This is a genomic window from Bacillus sp. OV166 (assembly GCF_900177675.1).
GTDB lineage: Bacteria > Bacillota > Bacilli > Bacillales > Cytobacillaceae > Neobacillus.
This window is the reverse complement of the sequence record NZ_FXWM01000001.1, coordinates 4,490,721-4,513,159: the sequence shown is the minus strand read 5'-3', so window position 1 is coordinate 4,513,159 and position 22,439 is coordinate 4,490,721. Positions and strand designations below refer to the sequence as shown.

The window sequence follows — 22,439 nt, the reverse complement described above, 5'->3', positions numbered from 1 at the left end:
GGATGATCACATGCTGAAAAAATTGGCTATAATCGGATTTGGGAGCACCATGATTGGGATTGGCATTAACGGGTTTATCCTTCCTTTGCATTTAATTAATGGAGGATTTTTAGGTATTAGCCTGTTGTTAAAATATATATGGGGTTTTAAAACCGGAATCACGTTCATCTTTCTTAATATCCCCGTTTATATGTTCGCCTTTAAATCTGACCCCATTTATTTTATCAATGGTGTAATAGGAGCGCTTTGTACCGGTCTTATGATTGAATTATTCATGCCTTTAAATGGAATATTTCATCTACCCATCCTTAGTAGTGTTATTGTAGGAGCAGTGATTATTGGGAGTGGGGTTGGGGTAATGCTAAGAAATCATATTAGTCCAGGGGGTATGGACCTGGTAGCACTGATCATTGCCAAATGGTCAAAAGTGAATGTTGGCGTCATTATGTTTGCGATGGATGCCGTTATCATTATTACCGGCCTCTTTCTCCTTCAGGATGTGAAACTTTTTTATTCGCTGATTATCGTAGCGATTGTTGGACTACTAGCAAGTCTGATTACCACTATTTCCATTGACCGGAACTAAATAAAGTAAATATTACATAACGTTGGAACAATTGGTAAATCTAAGAAGGCTAGGTAAATAAGGAGATTTATTATGAAACCCATCAGTGATCATCTCAAGGGAAATTTAAAGGTTTTATTTGTTGGCTTTAATCCAAGCATTCGCTCAAGTGAACTGGGGCATCATTATGCTAATCCCAACAATCGTTTTTGGAGGATCTTGTATGAAGCGGGGATAACGCCGAGGAAATATGAAGCAATTGAAGATGCGAAACTTTTAGATTTAGGATATGGGTTTACAAATATCGTTCAAAGGCCGACAAAGGCAGCGGATGAAATTACGAAAGAGGAGTACGTGGAGGGAAGAGAAATCTTAAAGAAAAAGGTCGAACAGTTAATGCCGCAGGTAGTTTGCTTTGTTGGAAAGGGAGTTTACCAGCAATACAGTGGTTTAAAAGTGATTCAGTGGGGGAAGCAACCCAACGGATTTGTACCTGGAGTGGTTGATTTCGTTGCACCTTCTTCAAGTGGTCTGGTTCGAATGAAAATGGAGGAAATTGTTGATATCTATAAAGGGCTTGTCCCGTTCCTAACACAATAAAACATCGACGGAAATTAAACTAATGCCGTCGATGTTTTGTTTTTTTTACGACTCGAATTTTTTATGATAATGTGACATAGCCATGAGAGGGAAAATGTAGCGATAGCTGTGATAGTGAATGTAAAAACCACCGGCAATCCCTTGACCTTTTGGATAATTAGTGGTCCAATCTTGTTTTTCAAGTGACGCTAATAAATAGGAAATCCCCTTTCGAATCTGTGTGGTTGGTTTTTCTGAAGTGGTTAGCAGGGTATCGAGTGCCCAAGCTGTGTGCGTTAAGGTACTTGCTCGTAATGGCACATATGCTTTTTCGCTATCACTATGGCATGACTCTCCCCAGCCGCCATCCTCATTTTGAATCCCTTGTATCCAATTCACAGCCTTTTGGATTGCTGTATGACTAGTAGGGACCCCTGCGGCTAATAAACCAGTTACTGCTCCCCAAGTTCCGTATAAATAACAAATCCCCCATCTTCCATACCAAGAACCATCCTTCAGTTGATTTTTCAAAAGCCAGTTGACCCCTTTATTGATCGCTTTGTGGTCTCTTGATAAATTCGTGTAATTCCCCAAAAATTCTAAGGTTCGCCCTGTGATGTCTGCACAAGAGGGATCTGTTAGTAAAAATTCACCCTTTTCAATTGGGAGGAACTCGAATAATTTTGTATCGATGTTCTTTTCAAACGCTGCCCAGCCTCCATCGTCATTTTGCATGGATAAAAGCCAATCCAGACCTCGGTCCCAAGCATGTCTTTCATGCAGAACATTTCTTGAAATAGCTCGGAGCGAGGCAGTTGTATCATCAACATCCGGATTCATCGTATTTACATCGGAAAACCCCCAGCCACCGGGCATTGTCTTTGGATTATGAATTACCCAATCCCCGAATTTATGATGCTGATGGTCTAACAGGTAACGATTGGCCTTCATGACCATTGGATCGTCTGCTAAAACACCAGCTGACTGGAGGGCATAACCAATCAATGAAGTATTCCAGACATTCGCTGTCGTGTACTGCATATGGGGGCTCCCGTTGATATCGCATTTCATTGCAATCAAACCTTTCACGGCCTTTGATATCACCGGATCCGTTTTCTTATATCCTAGGGAGAGTAGGGCAAAAATCATTAAAAAGGTACTACTGTAGTAATTGTAAAAGGTGCCATCTGGTTCAAGGTGGTCCAACATATATTTTTTGGCCCGTTCTATCGCCAGCTGATGGAGCTGCTCGGGTAGACCCATTAATCTTTTAACTCCCTCCTCGATAAATGACAACAAGGAACGATATTCTGAGGATCGAAACCAAGGTTTTTCCTGATTGCGGTGTAGATGTAGTTCTGAAAGATTAGGGCTTTGCTTTGTCTTAATAAAAAACTTTTTGTCGGCGAGAAGAATAATCGGAGTAAGATTGGCTCTGCCATTGACAGAAAAGGAATAGAAATTAATCGGAAAGTAGTGTGGCAAGAGTAAGAATTCAACCCGAAGAGGAGAAAAATCTGGCCATATATATTGACCGGTTAAAGAAAGCATCACTTTTGTAAAGATACTAACTTCCTCTAAGCCGCCCTTGGAGACAATAAATCTTTTCGCAGCCCGCAATCGTTTGTCATCCTTCTTAACATACCCCGAATATAACAAGGCGTAGTAAGCTTCCACGGTCGCGCTGAGGTTCCCTTCGCCTTCATCATAATAAAGCTTCCATACTCCATTTGCACCCTGTTTACTAAAGATCCTCGAAACCAAGCCTTGAATTAATTCTTCATCATTTAATTCCAATGTCCGCAATAAAATGATCATATAGGCATCTGTTGACTGTCCTGTTTCAAAGGGGTAATTCCAAGATCCATCGGGAGATTGGTCTTTCCGAAGCTTCTTAATAATCCAATCGATGCCTTTTTTTGTATTGCTCATAAGTAAGTACTCATTCCTCTCCCAGAAAATTATTCTCATTCATACATATTCCATAGGTGGAAGGAGAATACGCAAAGGAGGTAATGTGCCATATTTTTTAAGAGAAATCGCGAGAAGTCACCACTTGAATATATAAGGGAAGAATTAAAAATGAAGGGAAAACAATCAAGTTTGCCGCCAAAAATAACGAGTGGGGAAGCGAGCCTTTTAGAACAAATAAAGACTGAGACAAAGGAGCATAACATAAATAATGTCACTAGAACGAAGGCATACCTTGACTTTTACCTTCACTTCCCTGAAATCCATTGGGCATTTCTCGGGCATATGGTCTCCCGGAATGGGGGCTGGAATATGACCGACCTGAAAGGAGAATTTCTCACTCGTTTACTCTCGAAAAAAGAAAGAGAAACTTTTTTTGCTTTTTTAGAGCGTGGGAATTGGCTTATTTTCCAAGACGTCTATCCGCAATTTTTGTTGTATAGGGAAAGCTTAAAGCAACATAAACCGTTATTTCATTTAAGTTCTTATCTAAATATTTCTACCTTTATGGAAACGATTTGGAATCACTTTTGGCTTCATCAAGAAACCTATATTCTTGCCATTGCGTTGATAATAAATGAACAGAGTTATTTGGAAAAAAGAGTGGTTCAGAATCCACTTTTTCAAAAAGGAGTGTTAAGTAAATTTGAATTTATTCTCCAGGACTTGCTTTCTTTTAACCATATCCTCTTTCCCTATGGAAAAAGAAACCTTGCTGGGCAAACACTTCATCAGTTTGAGTCATTGAATGAACGAATTTTACTTGGAAAAAGATTATATGATGTCCTTTTTAAAAAAAAGGAGCGTTTAAAACTAGTCTTGGAATGGGCTAAAACCCATCCTCATTCAGGCTCCAGAAAGGATTACTGGCCGCATATTTTTAATAGCATCAACGAGGGAATACCTGGCTTTGCCTATCAAACCCGCTTAAAGGCCTGTCAGCTCCGGCCGCGAGCAAGGAAAATTTATAGTCCAGCCCTTGAATACGCTTGGAAGAATGTAAGTCAAACGGAGGCTGAAAAAGGGGACTGGTTTGAAGATGAACGTGTTGTGGATTATTTAATGGATGACAATGAAAAAATTGACGGGGAGATTAAAAATGAATACTGTAAAACACTTGAACGACTCGAGCTCGCTGCCATCGCCAAAAAAGCCATATCGATTTTGGACTAACCCATCTCTTGCAGCAGTATTTTTGGCTTCCTTGCTCGCTACGTATTTAGATCTTTTTTTCGTTGGGAAACACATATATCGGTTCCCCTTGAGGCCGATGCCAACTATTTTCTCCATTAATATTGTATTTACACTCGTGGTGCTCCCGGTGTTGGTTTTCGCCTTTCTTCGGGTTATGGACCAAGTGAATAAATGGGGAAAACTAGGCCTGATCGTCTTTATTAGTCTTTTGATGCCCATTCTTGAAAAATTAACGGAAGTGTTTGGCTGGTTTGAACACTCTGAGAACTGGTCACATCTCTATACGTTCTTTGGTTACCTGTTATTTTTAACGATTATTTATTCTTTCTACACTTGGATGGCTATACGAAAAGGCTAACATACAAAAAGCCGAGACTTTCGTCTCGGCTTTCGTGATGCAACAGATTGTTACACCTTGCCCCTTCCGTCCGTACAGTGGTTAAGTGTCCCGCAACAAGCGAATGTTCGGAAGGGGTACTATTATATTACCACAACCATAGGAGAAATATTACTGAAAGGAAGAAATTTGGTGTTTCAAACTTTCATTTCTTTTTTGAAAAGTGTATGATAAAAATGATTTTTACATAAAGGAGTGTTTTCAATGGCGAAAAAAGGTCATTTTTTGATGGAAAACGGAGAAAAAATTGAATTTGATTTATATCCAGAAGCAGCACCAGGGACAGTTGAGAATTTTGAATCATTGGTTAACAAAGGATTTTACAATGGATTAACATTCCACCGAGTTATTCCTGGATTTGTAAGTCAAGGAGGCTGTCCTGAAGGTCGTGGAACTGGTGGACCTGGTTACACAATTAAATGTGAAACAGAAGGGAATCCTCACAAACATGTACCTGGTGCATTATCCATGGCACATGCAGGCAAAAACACTGGAGGAAGCCAATTCTTTATCGTTCATGAATCACAGCCGCATCTAAACGGTGTTCATACCGTGTTTGGACAAGTGACTTCTGGGCTTGAAACTGCAAAATCCATGCGCAATGGTGATAAAATGGTAGAAGTAAAGGTATATGATCAAGAATAAATAACTCAGGAGGGCTCTTGCAGCTCTCTTTTTTTTGTCTAATTTATAATCACTTAGGGCAAATTAACCTCTAAGATCAAAGTTGGGGGTCATTTATGAAAAAGTTTATTTATATGCTTATTCCATTCATGGTATTTTCATTTCAACAACCGGCATCGGCCGAAAAAAATGAACCCAAAGAACTAAAGGCTGCGATTATCATTGATGATTTCGGCGGTGGAACAGGTGGAGTGCGTGACTTCCTTGAAGGAGAAATTCCGATTACTGCTGCAGTCATGCCGTTTACAGAAAACTCGACAGAACATGCGGAATGGGCCCATAAAAATGGCATCGAAGTAATGATTCATTTATCCATGGAACCGAAAAGAGGTAAAAGATCTTGGCTTGGGCCAAGACCAATTACGAATGACCTTTCACCAGCCGAAGTAAGACAAATTGTAGAGGACGCGATAAAAGATGTTCCGTATGCTGTAGGCATCAATAACCATATGGGCTCACTTGCGGTGGAAAATAAAGAAATAGTTCGTGCAATTGTTGAGGTTGCTAAGGAAAGAAGATTATTTATTATCGATAGTGCCACTAGTCCAAATACGAAATTTCCCGAAATAGCCAAAGAGCTGGGTGTACCCATCCTTAAAAGAGATGTATTTCTAGACGACATATCCTCCTCAGCGCATGTTCGAAAACAAATGATTAGACTAGCGAAGGTAACTGAAATAAAAGGTACAGGTATTGCTATTGGGCATGTAGGTATAACCGGAAAAGTATGTTCGATTGGTGTCTTTCAGTCGGTGGACGAATTTAATAAACGAAAAATAAAAATAGTCTCTGTTTCCAAGCTGTTTTCCGGCAAATTACCTGAAAAGTATTTTATACCATATAAAAAAGGCAGCTGAGTGAAGTCACCCCGCATAAGTCGGACTAATAATCCACCTTATGAGGGGTTTTTCAAATTTCTTTCCCAAATCCTCCTTAACTGATAAAATGTCTCCTATCAAACACTAATAAATAACCAGTTAGCAAGGGAGAAGGAATCGTTAACATGAAACTAGTATCTTGGAATGTCAATGGCCTTAGGGCATGCGTTAAAAAAGGTTTTTTGGATTATTTTAATGAAGTGGATGCAGACATTTTTTGTGTGCAGGAAACAAAGCTGCAAGAAGGTCAAATTAGTCTTGAATTGGCTGGGTATCACCAATATTGGAATTATGCAATCAAGAAAGGCTACTCCGGTACAGCGGTGTTTACTAAGAACAAACCGCTTTCTGTTCGATATGGGGTAGGAGCTGATGAGACTGAAGGGGAAGGAAGAATTCTTACATTAGAGTTTGACGATTTTTTCTTAGTTAATGTCTATACCCCTAATTCACAAAGAGATTTAGCGAGAATCAACTATCGTTTGGACTGGGAGGATCGTATTCTTCAGCACTTGAAAGAATTAGATGAACTGAAACCCGTCGTCTTATGCGGGGATTTGAATGTCGCCCATCAGGAAATTGACCTGCGAAATCCAAAATCCAATAAGGGGAATTCCGGGTTTACGGAAGAAGAACGGGGGAAAATGACCTCTCTACTTGCTGAAGGCTTTGTTGACAGCTACCGTCATTTTAATCCGGAGCAGGAAGGTGCTTATACGTGGTGGTCCTACATGGCAAAAGTTAGGGAAAAAAATATTGGCTGGCGGATTGATTACTTTATTGTTTCCGAAAGATTGCGGGAACGCCTCAAGAATGTGGATATTCATTGCAATGTGATGGGGAGTGACCACTGCCCGGTAATTCTTGAAATGGATTGATAAATTCAATTAGTTTTTCTTATTGTAAAACATAAAATACCTGTCATTTTCTATATAAAGTAACTGCATTATAGTAATTATATAGAAGTCACGGAGGGGGAAATGACATGGATATCAAAAAGGATGTACAACAACAGTTTGGAAAAAGTGCAGATTCCTATGTTAGTAGTACAATCCACAAAGATGGCAATGACTTATAAAAGCTTTTAGAAATGGCGATGACGACCGGTGAAGAAGAATTATTGGATGTTGCCACGGGCGGCGGTCATACTGCCAATGCTTTTGCATCTTGTGTAAAAAAAGTAACGGCAGTAGATTTGACACCAGAAATGTTAGCCGCAGCTCAAAATTATATCATAGATAATGGACATCAAAATGTAGAGTTTATAATAGGGGATGCAGAAGTTCTTCCCTTTTCTGAGGGAGTATTTGATATTGTAACTTGCCGAATTGCTCCACATCATTTTCCAAATGTAAATAAGTTTGTGGATGAAGTCCACCGCGTTCTCAAGCCATCAGGTCAGTTTTTACTTGATGATAATGTCGTTCCAGAAGAAGAGGAATATGATCTATTTTATAATACCAACGAAAAATGGCGGGATTACAGTCATTTCCGGGCTTGGAAGAAGAGTGAATGGCTCCGGATGCTTGAAATTTCCGGTTTTGAAATTTTTGAATGGCATCGCTTTGAAAAAACCTTTCATTACGAACCATGGTGTAATCGCATGAACTTACCTGAAGATGAAAAGGATAAATTAACTCAATTCATTCTTAGTGCATCCCCGAAAGTAAAAGAGAAATTTAAAATTATCATAAAAGATAATCAAATTATCTCTTTCGTCGGGGAAGCCGTCATTTTAAGAGCAATAAAAAGGTAAAAAACCCTTTGCATAAAGAGAATATTTCTCCTTTTGCAAAGGGTTTTCGAATTAAACATCGTTAAGTGCGGTTCCAATCACATCAAATTCAGGCAATTTCTCATCCAAAGCCGATTGATTTTGCTCTTGTTCCACAGGAGTAACCAATCCACTTTCATCGTCTTTTTTCATACTCAATTTATAGTCATCTCCTTTATGATAAGAACGGAATACTAAAGTATTTTTTCCTATTAATTCTTATCTAAACCTATTTAATAATCTTTTCTGATTTTCCCATTACAAAGTGCTATTTAATTAATAGGCTATGTTAAAGTGGCTATGTTAAAGATCATTGTTGATTTTGGCACATGTTGATTGCAGCGGAAGGCGCGAAGTCTCCTGCGGGAGACCCCGCAGGCGCTTAGCGCCGAGGAGGCTCCCCGGACCGCCCGCGGAAAGCGAAGCGCCTGAAGCGGAAATCAACAGCCAAGTTTTTAACACAGCCTATTTATAAAAAATCGAAAAGAAATGGTTGACGAATTAGTGATGGGGTAGTATGATATTCATTGTCGCTGCTACGGAATAACTAGTTTAAGAGATGTAAGAAATTATTTCGAATGAAGTTGACATTAAAAAAGTGATATGCTAGAATAATAAAAGTCGCTAATCGCTTGATTGGGTGACAAACAAGAATAATAGATTTGTTCTTTGAAAACTAAACAAACAAAATCGTGCAAACAAACAAAAACTTTTAGTTTCAATTACGAAACTAAGCCAACGTAACAAAATGAGCTAATCAACTTTCTTGGAGAGTTTGATCCTGGCTCAGGACGAACGCTGGCGGCGTGCCTAATACATGCAAGTCGAGCGGATCTTTAGGAGCTTGCTCCTGTTGATTAGCGGCGGACGGGTGAGTAACACGTGGGCAACCTGCCTGTAAGTCTGGGATAACACCGGGAAACCGGTGCTAATACCGGATAATCCTTTTCCTCTCATGAGGAAAAGCTGAAAGTCGGTTTCGGCTGACACTTACAGATGGGCCCGCGGCGCATTAGCTAGTTGGTGAGGTAACGGCTCACCAAGGCGACGATGCGTAGCCGACCTGAGAGGGTGATCGGCCACACTGGGACTGAGACACGGCCCAGACTCCTACGGGAGGCAGCAGTAGGGAATCTTCCACAATGGACGAAAGTCTGATGGAGCAACGCCGCGTGAGCGATGAAGGCCTTCGGGTCGTAAAGCTCTGTTGTTAGGGAAGAACAAGTACCGGAGTAACTGCCGGTACCTTGACGGTACCTAACCAGAAAGCCACGGCTAACTACGTGCCAGCAGCCGCGGTAATACGTAGGTGGCAAGCGTTGTCCGGAATTATTGGGCGTAAAGCGCGCGCAGGCGGTCCTTTAAGTCTGATGTGAAAGCCCACGGCTCAACCGTGGAGGGTCATTGGAAACTGGGGGACTTGAGTGCAGAAGAGGAAAGCGGAATTCCACGTGTAGCGGTGAAATGCGTAGAGATGTGGAGGAACACCAGTGGCGAAGGCGGCTTTCTGGTCTGTAACTGACGCTGAGGCGCGAAAGCGTGGGGAGCAAACAGGATTAGATACCCTGGTAGTCCACGCCGTAAACGATGAGTGCTAAGTGTTAGGGGGTTTCCGCCCCTTAGTGCTGCAGCTAACGCATTAAGCACTCCGCCTGGGGAGTACGGCCGCAAGGCTGAAACTCAAAGGAATTGACGGGGGCCCGCACAAGCGGTGGAGCATGTGGTTTAATTCGAAGCAACGCGAAGAACCTTACCAGGTCTTGACATCCTCTGACACTCCTAGAGATAGGATTTTCCCCTTCGGGGGACAGAGTGACAGGTGGTGCATGGTTGTCGTCAGCTCGTGTCGTGAGATGTTGGGTTAAGTCCCGCAACGAGCGCAACCCTTGATCTTAGTTGCCAGCATTCAGTTGGGCACTCTAAGGTGACTGCCGGTGACAAACCGGAGGAAGGTGGGGATGACGTCAAATCATCATGCCCCTTATGACCTGGGCTACACACGTGCTACAATGGATGGTACAAAGGGCTGCAAGACCGCGAGGTTTAGCCAATCCCATAAAACCATTCTCAGTTCGGATTGCAGGCTGCAACTCGCCTGCATGAAGCCGGAATCGCTAGTAATCGCGGATCAGCATGCCGCGGTGAATACGTTCCCGGGCCTTGTACACACCGCCCGTCACACCACGAGAGTTTGTAACACCCGAAGTCGGTGGGGTAACCGTAAGGAGCCAGCCGCCTAAGGTGGGACAGATGATTGGGGTGAAGTCGTAACAAGGTAGCCGTATCGGAAGGTGCGGCTGGATCACCTCCTTTCTAAGGATAAAGCTGGACCTGTGAGCCAGACAAAACAGTTTGTTTGATACACGTATTTTGTTTGTTTAGTTTTGAGAGTGCAATTCTCTCAAAGCTTTTTTTAATCGTTCTTTGAAAACTAGATAATCGTAATGAAGAAGTCAATGTAAGAACCGAGTCAATAGGAAAAATGAAGTTCAATTTTTCCCTGCCATTTTAGTTTTCTCTCTTATATAAGTAAGAGAATAACCTTTTAGGTTAAGTTAGAAAGGGCGCACGGTGAATGCCTTGGCACTAGGAGCCGATGAAGGACGGGACTAACACCGATATGCTTCGGGGAGCTGTAAGTAAGCTTTGATCCGGAGATTTCCGAATGGGGGAACCCACTGTTCGTAATGGAACAGTATCTTTACCTGAATACATAGGGTATGGAAGGCATACCCGGGGAACTGAAACATCTAAGTACCCGGAGGAAGAGAAAGCAAACGCGATTCCCTGAGTAGCGGCGAGCGAAACGGGACATAGCCCAAACCAAGAGGCTTGCCTCTTGGGGTTGTAGGACACTCAACATGGAGTTACAAAGGAACGAGGTAGATGAAGCGACCTGGAAAGGTCCGTCATAGAAGGTAAAAACCCTGTAGTCGAAACTTCGTTCCCTCCTGAGTGGATCCTGAGTACGGCCGGACACGAGAAATCCGGTCGGAAGCAGGGAGGACCATCTCCCAAGGCTAAATACTCCCTAGTGACCGATAGTGAACCAGTACCGTGAGGGAAAGGTGAAAAGCACCCCGGAAGGGGAGTGAAATAGTTCCTGAAACCGTGTGCCTACAAGTAGTTAGAGCCCGTTAATGGGTGATAGCGTGCCTTTTGTAGAATGAACCGGCGAGTTACGATCCCATGCAAGGTTAAGTTGAAGAGACGGAGCCGCAGCGAAAGCGAGTCTGAATAGGGCGTATGAGTATGTGGTCGTAGACCCGAAACCAGGTGATCTACCCATGTCCAGGGTGAAGTCCAGGTAACACTGGATGGAGGCCCGAACCCACGCACGTTGAAAAGTGCGGGGATGAGGTGTGGGTAGCGGAGAAATTCCAATCGAACTTGGAGATAGCTGGTTCTCTCCGAAATAGCTTTAGGGCTAGCCTCACGTAGTAAGAGTCTTGGAGGTAGAGCACTGTTTGGACTAGGGGCCCTCATCGGGTTACCGAATTCAGACAAACTCCGAATGCCAAAGACTTATCCGTGGGAGTCAGACTGCGAGTGATAAGATCCGTAGTCAAAAGGGAAACAGCCCAGACCACCAGCTAAGGTCCCAAAGTATACGTTAAGTGGAAAAGGATGTGGAGTTGTTTAGACAACCAGGATGTTGGCTTAGAAGCAGCCACCATTTAAAGAGTGCGTAATAGCTCACTGGTCGAATGACTCTGCGCCGAAAATGTACCGGGGCTAAACGTATCACCGAAGCTGTGGACTGACATCTTAGATGTCAGTGGTAGGAGAGCGTTCTAAGGGCGTTGAAGCTAGACCGTAAGGACTGGTGGAGCGCTTAGAAGTGAGAATGCCGGTATGAGTAGCGAAAGATGAGTGAGAATCTCATCCACCGAATGCCTAAGGTTTCCTGAGGAAGGCTCGTCCGCTCAGGGTTAGTCGGGACCTAAGCCGAGGCCGAAAGGCGTAGGCGATGGACAACAGGTTGATATTCCTGTACCACCTCTTTATCGTTTGAGCAATGGGGGGACGCAGGAGGATAGGGTAAGCGCGCTGTTGGATATGCGCGTCTAAGCAGTTAGGCTGAGAAGTAGGCAAATCCGCTTCTCGCATAAGGCTGAGCTGTGATAGCGAGGGAAATTTAGTACCGAAGTTCCTGATTCCACACTGCCAAGAAAAGCCTCTAGCGAGATAAAAGGTGCCCGTACCGCAAACCGACACAGGTAGGCGAGGAGAGAATCCTAAGGTGAGCGAGAGAACTCTCGTTAAGGAACTCGGCAAAATGACCCCGTAACTTCGGGAGAAGGGGTGCTTTTTGAGGTGAATAGCCTCGAAGAGCCGCAGTGAATAGGCCCAGGCGACTGTTTAGCAAAAACACAGGTCTCTGCGAAGCCGCAAGGCGAAGTATAGGGGCTGACGCCTGCCCGGTGCTGGAAGGTTAAGAGGAGGGGTTAGCGCAAGCGAAGCTCTGAATCGAAGCCCCAGTAAACGGCGGCCGTAACTATAACGGTCCTAAGGTAGCGAAATTCCTTGTCGGGTAAGTTCCGACCCGCACGAAAGGCGTAACGATCTGGGCACTGTCTCAACGAGAGACTCGGTGAAATTATAGTACCTGTGAAGATGCAGGTTACCCGCGACAGGACGGAAAGACCCCGTGGAGCTTTACTGTAGCCTGATATTGAATTTTGGTACAGCTTGTACAGGATAGGTAGGAGCCTGAGAAGCCGGAGCGCTAGCTTCGGTGGAGGCGTCGGTGGGATACTACCCTGGCTGTATTGAAATTCTAACCCGCACCTCTGATCGGGGTGGGAGACAGTGTCAGGTGGGCAGTTTGACTGGGGCGGTCGCCTCCTAAAGAGTAACGGAGGCGCCCAAAGGTTCCCTCAGAATGGTTGGAAATCATTCGCAGAGTGTAAAGGCACAAGGGAGCTTGACTGCGAGACCTACAAGTCGAGCAGGGACGAAAGTCGGGCTTAGTGATCCGGTGGTTCCGCATGGAAGGGCCATCGCTCAACGGATAAAAGCTACCCCGGGGATAACAGGCTTATCTCCCCCAAGAGTCCACATCGACGGGGAGGTTTGGCACCTCGATGTCGGCTCATCGCATCCTGGGGCTGTAGTCGGTCCCAAGGGTTGGGCTGTTCGCCCATTAAAGCGGTACGCGAGCTGGGTTCAGAACGTCGTGAGACAGTTCGGTCCCTATCCGTCGTGGGCGCAGGAAATTTGAGAGGAGCTGTCCTTAGTACGAGAGGACCGGGATGGACGCACCGCTGGTGTACCAGTTGTTCTGCCAAGGGCATCGCTGGGTAGCTATGTGCGGACGGGATAAGTGCTGAAAGCATCTAAGCATGAAGCCCCCCTCAAGATGAGATTTCCCATAGCGCAAGCTAGTAAGAACCCTGAAAGATGATCAGGTTGATAGGTCAGAGGTGGAAGCGTGGTAACATGTGGAGCTGACTGATACTAATCGTTCGAGGACTTAACCAATACGAAAAGCGAAGGCGACTGTTCAACTTCGACAGACGTTGGAGAGCTGGCACTGCAAATCCTGGTTTTGGATTTGGAGGGACAGATCGAAACGGCCGAGAAGTTAGGAGCCGCAGCTGGACAATTTTTAAGGCACACTCATTTTTACAAACTTCTTCTGCATTATCTAGTTTTGAGGGAATGATACCTCAACAAAATAGTCTGGCAGCAATGGCGAGAAGGTCACACCCGTTCCCATACCGAACACGGAAGTTAAGCTTCTCAGCGCCGATGGTAGTTGGGACACGCGTCCCTGTGAGAGTAGGACGTTGCCAGGCTGTATTATATGGAGGATTAGCTCAGCTGGGAGAGCATCTGCCTTACAAGCAGAGGGTCGGCGGTTCGAGCCCGTCATCCTCCACCATCTTATTTTTACTATGCGGGTGTGGCGGAATTGGCAGACGCACCAGACTTAGGATCTGGCGCCGCAAGGCGTGGGGGTTCGACTCCCTTCACCCGCACCATAGTTTTTTGCGTTAGAAAAAAACATCCAAATAAGCGGAAGTAGTTCAGTGGTAGAACATCACCTTGCCAAGGTGGGGGTCGCGGGTTCGAATCCGTCTTCCGCTCCAAACAGTGCCGGGGTGGCGGAACTGGCAGACGCACAGGACTTAAAATCCTGCGGTAGGTGACTACCGTACCGGTTCGATTCCGGTCCTCGGCACCATGTTTTATAGAAGGTAAATTAACTCATCAAATATAGCGCCCAGTGCGTCATATTATCGGGAAGTAGCTCAGCTTGGTAGAGCACTTGGTTTGGGACCAAGGGGTCGCAGGTTCGAATCCTGTCTTCCCGACCATTCTTTATTGCAAAATATTTTGGGGTCTTAGCTCAGCTGGGAGAGCGCCTGCTTTGCACGCAGGAGGTCAGGGGTTCGATCCCCCTAGACTCCACCTTAATAATATAATTTTTTTGGCGGTGTAGCTCAGCTGGCTAGAGCGCTCGGTTCATACCCGAAAGGTCGGGGGTTCGACTCCCTTCGCCGCTACCAAATTACTATTAGATGATTTTCTTTTTCCATGGAGGAATACCCAAGTTTGGCTGAAGGGATCGGTCTTGAAAACCGACAGGCGGGTAACACCGCGCGGGGGTTCGAATCCCTCTTCCTCCTCCAGTTTTATTATTTTTTATATGTGGAGGGGTAGCGAAGTGGCTAAACGCGGCGGACTGTAAATCCGCTCCCTCCGGGTTCGGCGGTTCGAATCCGTCCCCCTCCACCATGTTTAGGGGCATAGTTTAAAGGTAGAACTAAGGTCTCCAAAACCTTCAGTGTGGGTTCAATTCCTACTGCCCCTGTCAAAAAGGCATAAAAAAATTCCAAGTATATACTTGGAATTTTTTTGTGCCTTTTTTTATATTTCCACTTTTTTATTGTCTCTGCTAGTTTATGCTTGTTCCTTCAACCCATGGTGTGCTCAATGAACACACCATGAGGACAAATTTTGTATTGTGTATAGCATTTTTGTCTTCATGAACAGCTCAACACCTTATGAAGACAAGAATGGCTTTCTTTTTGGACCCCCTTTCTCGTCGATAACGGCGGGGTTTCTTATTTATTTTAAAAAAATAGTTTAATATTTTGTAAAAATATATAAAACTTATTGTTTCGGTTTATAACATAATGTAATATACTATATATAAATAAGTATAACACATATACAATGAATCTATTGAATATAACATATTTAATGTAGAATAAGGGGGTGGTAATTATTAAATTATCTAAACGTCAGGATGAAATCCTCCAGATTGTTAAACAAAACGGTCCCATTACAGGAAAAGACATTGCTGAGAAACTTTCATTAACTAGAGCTGCACTAAGACCCGATCTTGCCATATTAACGATGTCAGGTAACTTAGATGCAAGGCCACGAGTAGGTTATTTTTTTAATGAAAGCTTTGAAGCAAAGCAACAGGCTAAAAGGTTTATCCACCAAAAGGTAACGGATTATAAAGCCCATCCGATTGTCGTTGAGAAATCAACCTCCGTGTATGATGCGATCGTGCAGCTCTTTTTAGAGGACGTGGGCACACTTTATGCGGTTGATACAAAAGGACATCTAGCCGGGGTTGTTTCCCGTAAGGATTTGCTCAGAGCATCACTAGGAAATCAAAATCTAAATGAATTGCCTGTCAGTGTCATCATGACTAGAATGCCAAATATTATTACAATTAATCCTGAAGAGACTTTGCTCGAAGCAGCCAAGAAGATGATCCATAATCACATTGACTCCTTACCAGTTGTTAAGGAAATAGAGGAGCAAAAAAGTACATATTTGCTGGTAGGAAGAATTACCAAAACCACCATAACGCGGGCCTATTTAGAAATCATGGAAAACAAATCAAACTAAGGAGAGTGGCTGCCATTTTGGTACAGAAAGAAGTTGTGTATGTTGTATCTGACTCAGTAGGAGAAACTGCTGAGTTTGTAGTAAAAGCAGTGGCAACACAATTTAATGGCGGGCAGATAGAAATTCGCCGTAATTCCTATGTGGATGACTTTGAAGATATTGAAGATATCATTTTACTAGCAAAAAAGGGACGTACGATTATTGCCTATACGATCGTTATTCCATCATTAAAAGAGTATTTAGATCGACGTGCAAAAGAAGAGAGCATTTTTGCTGTAGATTTACTAAGTCCGTTGATGAATGCTTTTGAAACAAGCTTCAATAAACAGCCGCATCATCGACCTGGATTGATGAGAAAATTGGACGAAGAATACTTCAGGAAAATTGAAGCAATTGAATTTGCTGTTAAGTATGATGATGGACGTGACCCGAGAGGAATCATAAAGGCGGATATTGTTCTAGTCGGAATCTCACGTACATCGAAGACCCCTTTGTCTATGTACTTAGCACATAAACGCTTTAAAGTGGCCAATGTTCCTTTGGTTCCAGAGGTGCCGCCGCCAGATGAATTATTTGAAATACCCCGTAAGAATTGTATTGGATTAATAATATCACCAGATAAATTAAATGAAATTCGCAAGGAACGTCTAAAGGCTTTAGGGTTAGCCTCACAGGCTAACTATGCAAGCTTTGGGCGAATTCTTGAGGAACTTGATCATGCTGAAAAAGTAATGAAGCGCTTAGGCTGTCCTGTTATTGATGTATCAAATAAAGCTGTTGAAGAAACAGCTGGCTTAATTTTAGACGTTTTAAAAAAAGAGAGGAGCTACTAATAATGGAAAAATTCGTTTATTTATTTCATGAAGGCAATGGCAATATGAAGGGGTTACTTGGGGGAAAAGGGGCAAACCTAGCGGAAATGACGCGTATTGGTCTTCCGGTTCCGTATGGTTTTACAATCACTACACAGGCTTGCAATGCATTCTATGAAGCTAGCAAAACCATTCCAACCTTTGTTGAAGTCCAGACTTTAGAGGCTCTTACCCGTCTTGAAGAAAAAATGGGCAAAAAGCTTGGCGACCCAAAAAATCCTTTGCTCGTTTCCGTACGTTCTGGTTCTGTTTTCTCCATGCCTGGCATGATGGATACCATCTTGAATCTTGGAATGAATGATGAAACCGTTATCGGAGTAGCAGAATTAACCAATAATCCACGGTTTGCTTATGATTCCTACCGTCGTTTCATACAAATGTTTAGTAATGTTGTACTAGATATCGATACCTACTATTTTGAACAATTATTAGAAGAAATACGCGAGGAAAAAGGCTATTCCTCTGACCCAGAAATGAGTGCTGATGACTGGAAAGAAGTGATTATTGGCTATAAAGGTATAGTCAAAAAGCATAAACGAAAGGATTTTCCGCAAGATCCAAAAGAGCAGCTATTCCTTGCGATTCATGCAGTCTTTAACTCTTGGAATAATCAGCGTGCGATAGTCTACCGTCGCCTTAACAAAATTGCTGACCATTTAGGAACAGCTGTAAATATTCAAAGTATGGTGTTTGGCAACATGGGGAATGATTCAGGCACAGGTGTAGCATTCACAAGAAATCCATCGACTGGTGAGCATGTCCTTTACGGTGAATACTTAATCAATGCCCAAGGGGAAGATGTGGTGGCAGGGATTCGTACTCCACAGCCAATCGCTACTTTAAAAGATGAAATGCCAGGAGTATATAAGCAATTCACTGATACTTGCAAGCGCTTGGAACAGCATTACGAAGAAATGCAAGATATCGAATTTACGGTTGAAGGTGGTAAGTTATTTATCCTGCAAACCCGTAATGGAAAAAGAACGGCGCAGGCAGCGATTCGAATCGCCGTGGAAATGGTTGAAGAAGGAATCATTGATAAAAAGACGGCCTTGCTACGTGTTGACCCGGAACAATTAGATCAACTGCTGCATCGCCGGATTGACGACAAATTTGAGAAGAGAGTTTTAGCAAAAGGCTTGCCAGCATCACCAGGTGCAGCTACAGGTCAAGTTGTTTTTGATGCCGATGAAGCAGAGCAATTAAATAATGATGGAAAAAAAGTAATTCTTGTTCGTCCTGAAACCACTCCAGATGATATCCATGGTATCGTTGCATCGCAAGCAATATTGACAAGCCGAGGCGGCATGACAAGCCACGCTGCAGTTGTCGCGCGTGGTATGGGGAAAGCGTGTATTTGCGGATGTGAAGCATTAAAGATAGATATGAAAGCTAAACAATTTACAATTGGTGATACAGTTATTAATTATGGAGATATCATAACGATTGATGGCTCTACGGGTGAAATTATGCTTGGGGAGATTCCTATGATTGACCCAGAACTATCGGATGAGTTCCAAATGTTGCTTGCATGGGCAGACCAAGAGCGTAAATTAGGGGTCCGTGCCAATGCAGATAACCCAGAAGATGCAAAAAAAGCATTTGAATTTGGTGCAGGCGGAATTGGCTTATGCCGTACTGAACATATGTTTATGGATTTAAAACGGATTCCAACCGTGCAAAAAATGATTCTAGCTGAAACTTATAATGAGAGAATGGAAGCTTTGAACCTGTTATTGCCCATGCAGCAAGGGGACTTTGAAGGAATCTTCGAAGCTATGCAAGGATTACCTGTCACTATCCGTTTACTAGATCCACCCTTACATGAATTCTTACCGGATAAAGAGGAACTGTTAGTGGAAGTAACGAAGCTTCAGATTTTAGATCCACAATCACCAGAATTGAAGAAAAAAGAGCAATTGCTGAAAAAGGTCCGCCAATTAGATGAGTTTAATCCTATGCTTGGCCACCGTGGCTGCCGCCTTGGGATGATTTACCCAGAAATTTATGAAATGCAAGCAAAAGCCATTTTCTATGCAGCCGCTAATCTCGCGGACCAAGGCATCGAAGTACATCCAGAAATCATGATTCCTTTGGTCGGTCATGTGAATGAATTAAAGGATATGCGTAAATTGGTGATCGATGCGGCATTACTCGTCCAGGAGGAAACTGGAAAAAGCTTCAAGTACACGATTGGAACCATGATTGAAATTCCTCGTGCTGCTTTAACTGCAGATAAAATTGCCGAGGAAGCTGATTTCTTTTCGTTTGGGACAAATGATTTAACACAAACAACATTTGGTTACAGCCGTGATGATGCGGAAGGCAAGTTCCTGCAAGCTTACATTGAAAATAAAGTGCTTCCGGATAATCCGTTTGCTGTCCTTGATCAAGAAGGCGTAGGTAAGCTTGTTGAAACAGGGGTGAAGCTTGGCCGTGGAACAAAACCGTCATTAAAAACAGGTATTTGCGGTGAGCATGGCGGCGAAAAGAGCTCGATTGATTTCTGCTACAAAACCGGCTTAGACTATGTCAGTTGTTCACCATACCGTGTACCACTAGCACGTTTAGCAGCAGCTCAAGCAACCATTCGTCATGAACAAAATAAACAAGAAGTATTTACAACAGCATAAAGGAAAAAAGAGGGATGTGTGCAGTATGCACCATCCCTCTTTATAATGATGTAATTGGATAGACGCCTATATTATGCAAATACTATAAAAAAATTATTTTAAAGGAGACTTACAATGGGGGCTATTGAACGCAGCGGTTATCGATTTGTACCAGAATTTAGTGTTATTCAACAAAATGGGGCCATACATGTGTATAATCAAGAGAACTTTATTGAAGAGATTAAATTCCAGTTTTCTGGGAAGTTTCCTGAACTGGATCAAATCGAAGACCTGGTTGATCAATATTGCAACCAGCATCAACTTTAAAACCGAATGCTTGTTCGGTTTTTTGTTTTGTGATAGAATGGATATTATAAACCATTTTATAGAAATGGAGGGAATTCCATGAATAAATTAACCACTATATACCCCCAAGCGATAGAACATACAAAATTGAAAGTGTATGAAGATATGAACCATTATTTCGAAACGAAGGAAACACGACCAACCTTTGAACAATACCTCACTGACAGAAGTCATTATGTTGAGCAAATTTGGACCAATGTTTGGCTGAATAAGTCCACCAATGATGTTCCAAGGAATGAAAAAAAGCAATATTTAACTGATAAAGGCTTCGAGGTACAGGGAATCGACAAAAAACTAATCAATAAGTTATTTAGGGATGAAATGAGAACCTATCATGTCTTTGATACGAGGGGGTGGGTTCATGAAACATTTTTAGGTAAAGAAGAAGAGTGGGAGAAACAGTATCAAGAGGCGAAGGTTAATTTTATAAAACGAGAAGAACAAAAACAGCTCGAAGAACAGAAGCAATTGATTAGAAGTGAGATTGAAGATGTCGCTGTTGGAATCTTGGAAGAACAATATGAGCTGCTTTATTTATATGTTCGTTACTTCGTTGCCATACAACTAGTGGCTGACCTACAAAATAATGTAAAGTTTCAATCGGTTGATACCTTTGCATTAGAAGAAAAATTAGTGGATGAAGGTCATTTTAACCCCTCAGCCTATACAACTGTTGCTACCTTTTTTGAAGAATTGACAGGGGATATCCATAAAACTTTGAATTGGGGCAGGAGTTTTTATGAATATCAAACCTATTTTTTCGTTTATGAAAGCTTAATTGCAGACTATTTGTCTGAGCTTATTCCGGAAAAAATATTAGAGCAGCTTTCTGAAAAACTTAAGGATGATTTTCATGAAACCTTTCTTGAGAAACTGTCGCCGTCCTTCGTAAAGGGCAGCATTGCTCAGATTCTTTATGATGTCGAGGGTTATTTTATTGAGGATATCCAAGCTGAATACCTGTCGGACTTAATACGTTTGGCAGAAATTCCTTTTGATGCAATGGTTCATAAAGAAATTTTTGAAAAAGACTTCCAAGCGCGCGAGCAAAAACAAAAAGAAGCGCAAGAAGAACTCGAGCGGAAAAAAGCAGAAGAAGAGCGGGTGATGAAGGAAATCTTTGCAACGGAATACGACCCTTCGTTACAACGTCAGGTCCGTTATGTCTTGCACATCGGCGAAACCAATACAGGGAAAACCCATCATGCACTAGAAAGAATGAAAGATGCTTATAGCGGGTTATATTTAGCGCCGCTTCGATTATTAGCACTTGAGGTATTTGATAAATTAAACGCTGAGGGGACGCCGTGTTCATTAAAAACTGGAGAAGAGGAAAAAATCACCCCAGGTGCAAATCATATTTCCTGCACCGTGGAAATGTTTCACGAAAAAGAGTTTTATGAAATAATCGTAATTGATGAAGCACAAATGATTACCGATAAAGATCGTGGTTTTTCCTGGTATAAGGCAATCACGAAAGCTAATGCAGAGGAAGTACATATCATAGGAAGCAGGAATTCAAAAACCATGCTGCTCCAGCTTTTAGGTAATTCCAATATCGAAGTTCATGAATACAGCCGTGATACTCCTCTTGAGGTTGAAACGAAGGAGTTTCATATTAAACACATTAAAAAAGGCGATGCGCTGATTTGTTTTTCACGAAGGCGTGTTCTTGAAACCGCCTCACGCCTGCAAAATGACGGACATACTGTCAGCATGATCTACGGCAGCATGCCGCCAGAAACAAGAAAAAAGCAAATTCAGCAATTCAACTCTGGAAAAACAAAAGTCATCGTTGCTACAGATGCGATTGGAATGGGCTTAAATCTGCCGATTCGACGGATTGTTTTTTTAGAAAATGATAAGTTTGATGGGACTAGACGAAGACTGCTGACATCACAAGAAGTGAAGCAAATTGCTGGACGTGCAGGTCGAAAAGGTATTTACAATATTGGCAAAGTGGCCTTTACTAGTGATATCAGAAAAATGAGAAACTTGCTATTGCAGGAGGATGAGCCTGTTCATACATTTGCAATTGCACCAACCAATTCAGTTTTTGAACGCTTTCAACGGTATTATCACGACTTAGGTACATTTTTTGAATTATGGGGGAAATTTGAAAGTCCAAACGGAACGAAAAAAGCTTCCCTTGCAGAGGAAAAGTCGTTATATCAAATGGTAGCAGGTACTGAAATTGAAGCACGATTATCCTTAATGGACCTTTATGGATTTTTACATCTGCCTTTTTCAAAAAATGAGCCAGTATTAACGAAGCAATGGGAAGAAAAAATGTATGCCATTATCCATGGGAGAGAACTCCCAGAACCGATTGTAAAGGAACGAAGCTTGGAGGAATTAGAACTCAGTTACAAAGCAATTGGGCTCCATCTTTTATTTTTATATCGATTAGGGGAGAGAACGACAGCAATCTATTGGGAGCGGCTAAGAGAAGAGGTCAGCGATAAAGTGCAGGACCGCTTAAAAACGGATATAAATAAATTTGTTAAAAAATGCAAAACCTGCGGAAAGAAGCTGCCATGGGATCATTCGTTTCCGACTTGTGAGGCTTGTTATGCAGCGAAGACTAGAAGATATCGATATGATGAATATTAAGAATAACCCGGTGTTCTAACCATAGGAAACCGGGTTATTCTTCAATTAAAACCAAATTA

15 protein-coding genes, 10 tRNA genes and 3 rRNA genes are annotated in these 22,439 nt (G+C 42.6%); 26 read left to right on the top strand and 2 right to left on the bottom strand.

The annotated features are described in order from the left end of the window. Window positions 1–10: 10 nt before the first annotated feature. Together CCK98_RS22035 and CCK98_RS22030 are read left to right on the top strand one after the other, a co-directional pair. On the top strand, window positions 11–586 hold the full coding sequence (locus CCK98_RS22035; protein ID WP_088088530.1) for a YitT family protein: 576 nt from the start codon (window positions 11–13) through the stop codon (window positions 584–586). A gap of 72 nt (window positions 587–658) precedes the next feature. Beyond that, window positions 659–1,165: a mismatch-specific DNA-glycosylase gene (locus tag CCK98_RS22030; protein ID WP_088088529.1), complete on the top strand. Its 507-nt coding sequence runs from the start codon at window positions 659–661 to the stop codon at window positions 1,163–1,165. Between the two features lie 45 nt (window positions 1,166–1,210). On the opposite strand, the gene CCK98_RS22025 is transcribed toward CCK98_RS22030, so the two are convergent. Continuing rightward, on the bottom strand, window positions 1,211–3,076 hold the full coding sequence (locus CCK98_RS22025; RefSeq protein ID WP_088088528.1) for a prenyltransferase/squalene oxidase repeat-containing protein: 1,866 nt from the start codon (window positions 3,074–3,076) through the stop codon (window positions 1,211–1,213). A gap of 150 nt (window positions 3,077–3,226) precedes the next feature. On the opposite strand from CCK98_RS22025, the gene CCK98_RS22020 reads away from it, so the two are divergent. The 6 genes from CCK98_RS22020 to CCK98_RS21995 all read left to right on the top strand — a co-directional run bounded on the left by CCK98_RS22020 (window position 3,227) and on the right by CCK98_RS21995 (window position 8,024). Further along, window positions 3,227–4,288: a DUF2515 domain-containing protein gene (locus CCK98_RS22020; protein ID WP_088088527.1), complete on the top strand. Its 1,062-nt coding sequence runs from the start codon at window positions 3,227–3,229 to the stop codon at window positions 4,286–4,288. Continuing rightward, the gene (locus CCK98_RS22015; RefSeq protein ID WP_256942441.1) at window positions 4,215–4,667 is read left to right on the top strand and encodes a CBO0543 family protein; all 453 of its coding nucleotides are present in this window, start codon (window positions 4,215–4,217) and stop codon (window positions 4,665–4,667) included. Before CCK98_RS22020 ends, CCK98_RS22015 begins: the two co-directional genes overlap by 74 nt. A gap of 243 nt (window positions 4,668–4,910) precedes the next feature. Beyond that, complete coding sequence (locus CCK98_RS22010) at window positions 4,911–5,351, top strand: peptidylprolyl isomerase (protein WP_088088526.1); 441 nt, start codon at window positions 4,911–4,913, stop codon at window positions 5,349–5,351. Window positions 5,352–5,446: 95 nt separating this feature from the next. Next, a complete protein-coding gene (locus CCK98_RS22005) occupies window positions 5,447–6,247 on the top strand; it encodes a divergent polysaccharide deacetylase family protein (RefSeq protein ID WP_088088525.1) in 801 nt (266 codons plus the stop codon). A gap of 146 nt (window positions 6,248–6,393) precedes the next feature. After that, entirely contained in the window at window positions 6,394–7,146 is a 753-nt protein-coding gene (locus CCK98_RS22000; RefSeq protein WP_088088524.1) for an exodeoxyribonuclease III, read from the top strand. Window positions 7,147–7,358: 212 nt separating this feature from the next. Beyond that, window positions 7,359–8,024 carry a class I SAM-dependent methyltransferase gene (locus CCK98_RS21995; RefSeq protein ID WP_306298958.1) on the top strand — a complete coding sequence of 222 codons (666 nt, stop codon included), beginning with the start codon at window positions 7,359–7,361 and terminating at the stop codon, window positions 8,022–8,024. Between the two features lie 51 nt (window positions 8,025–8,075). Here CCK98_RS21995 and CCK98_RS36520 read toward each other — a convergent pair whose 3' ends face one another. Then, entirely contained in the window at window positions 8,076–8,201 is a 126-nt protein-coding gene (locus CCK98_RS36520) for a hypothetical protein (RefSeq protein WP_256942440.1), read from the bottom strand. A gap of 604 nt (window positions 8,202–8,805) precedes the next feature. Here CCK98_RS36520 and CCK98_RS21990 point away from each other — a divergent pair. From CCK98_RS21990 to CCK98_RS21905, 18 genes are all read left to right on the top strand, one after another. After that, window positions 8,806–10,355 (top strand): 16S ribosomal RNA (locus CCK98_RS21990). A 235-nt stretch (window positions 10,356–10,590) separates the two neighbouring features. After that, window positions 10,591–13,526, top strand: a 23S ribosomal RNA gene (locus tag CCK98_RS21985). A 200-nt stretch (window positions 13,527–13,726) separates the two neighbouring features. After that, window positions 13,727–13,843: ribosomal RNA gene (gene rrf / locus CCK98_RS21980) — 5S ribosomal RNA — on the top strand. The 16S, 23S and 5S rRNA genes sit together here with 10 tRNA genes alongside, the layout of an rRNA operon. A 10-nt stretch (window positions 13,844–13,853) precedes the next feature. After that, window positions 13,854–13,929, top strand: a tRNA-Val gene (locus CCK98_RS21975). A gap of 15 nt (window positions 13,930–13,944) precedes the next feature. Further along, window positions 13,945–14,029 (top strand) — tRNA-Leu (locus CCK98_RS21970). Between the two features lie 34 nt (window positions 14,030–14,063). Continuing rightward, window positions 14,064–14,137 (top strand) — tRNA-Gly (locus CCK98_RS21965). 6 nt (window positions 14,138–14,143) lie between these two features. Next, window positions 14,144–14,232: transfer RNA gene (locus tag CCK98_RS21960), tRNA-Leu, on the top strand. 56 nt (window positions 14,233–14,288) lie between these two features. Next, window positions 14,289–14,365, top strand: a tRNA-Pro gene (locus tag CCK98_RS21955). A 21-nt stretch (window positions 14,366–14,386) separates the two neighbouring features. Then, window positions 14,387–14,459, top strand: a tRNA-Ala gene (locus CCK98_RS21950). A 21-nt stretch (window positions 14,460–14,480) separates the two neighbouring features. Next, window positions 14,481–14,557 (top strand) — tRNA-Met (locus tag CCK98_RS21945). A 30-nt stretch (window positions 14,558–14,587) separates the two neighbouring features. Further along, window positions 14,588–14,680 (top strand) — tRNA-Ser (locus tag CCK98_RS21940). 21 nt (window positions 14,681–14,701) lie between these two features. Then, window positions 14,702–14,786: transfer RNA gene (locus tag CCK98_RS21935), tRNA-Tyr, on the top strand. A 5-nt stretch (window positions 14,787–14,791) separates the two neighbouring features. Continuing rightward, window positions 14,792–14,862 (top strand) — tRNA-Trp (locus CCK98_RS21930). A 413-nt stretch (window positions 14,863–15,275) separates the two neighbouring features. Beyond that, complete coding sequence (locus CCK98_RS21925) at window positions 15,276–15,917, top strand: helix-turn-helix transcriptional regulator (RefSeq protein ID WP_373408544.1); 642 nt, start codon at window positions 15,276–15,278, stop codon at window positions 15,915–15,917. Between the two features lie 17 nt (window positions 15,918–15,934). Then, complete coding sequence (locus CCK98_RS21920; RefSeq protein ID WP_088088522.1) at window positions 15,935–16,750, top strand: pyruvate, water dikinase regulatory protein; 816 nt, start codon at window positions 15,935–15,937, stop codon at window positions 16,748–16,750. Between the two features lie 2 nt (window positions 16,751–16,752). Beyond that, on the top strand, window positions 16,753–19,422 hold the full coding sequence (gene ppdK / locus CCK98_RS21915) for a pyruvate, phosphate dikinase (RefSeq protein ID WP_088088521.1): 2,670 nt from the start codon (window positions 16,753–16,755) through the stop codon (window positions 19,420–19,422). A gap of 114 nt (window positions 19,423–19,536) precedes the next feature. Continuing rightward, a complete protein-coding gene (locus CCK98_RS21910) occupies window positions 19,537–19,728 on the top strand; it encodes a YbxH family protein (protein ID WP_088088520.1) in 192 nt (63 codons plus the stop codon). 78 nt (window positions 19,729–19,806) lie between these two features. Then, entirely contained in the window at window positions 19,807–22,380 is a 2,574-nt protein-coding gene (locus tag CCK98_RS21905; protein WP_088088519.1) for a DEAD/DEAH box helicase, read from the top strand. Window positions 22,381–22,439: the final 59 nt, after the last annotated feature.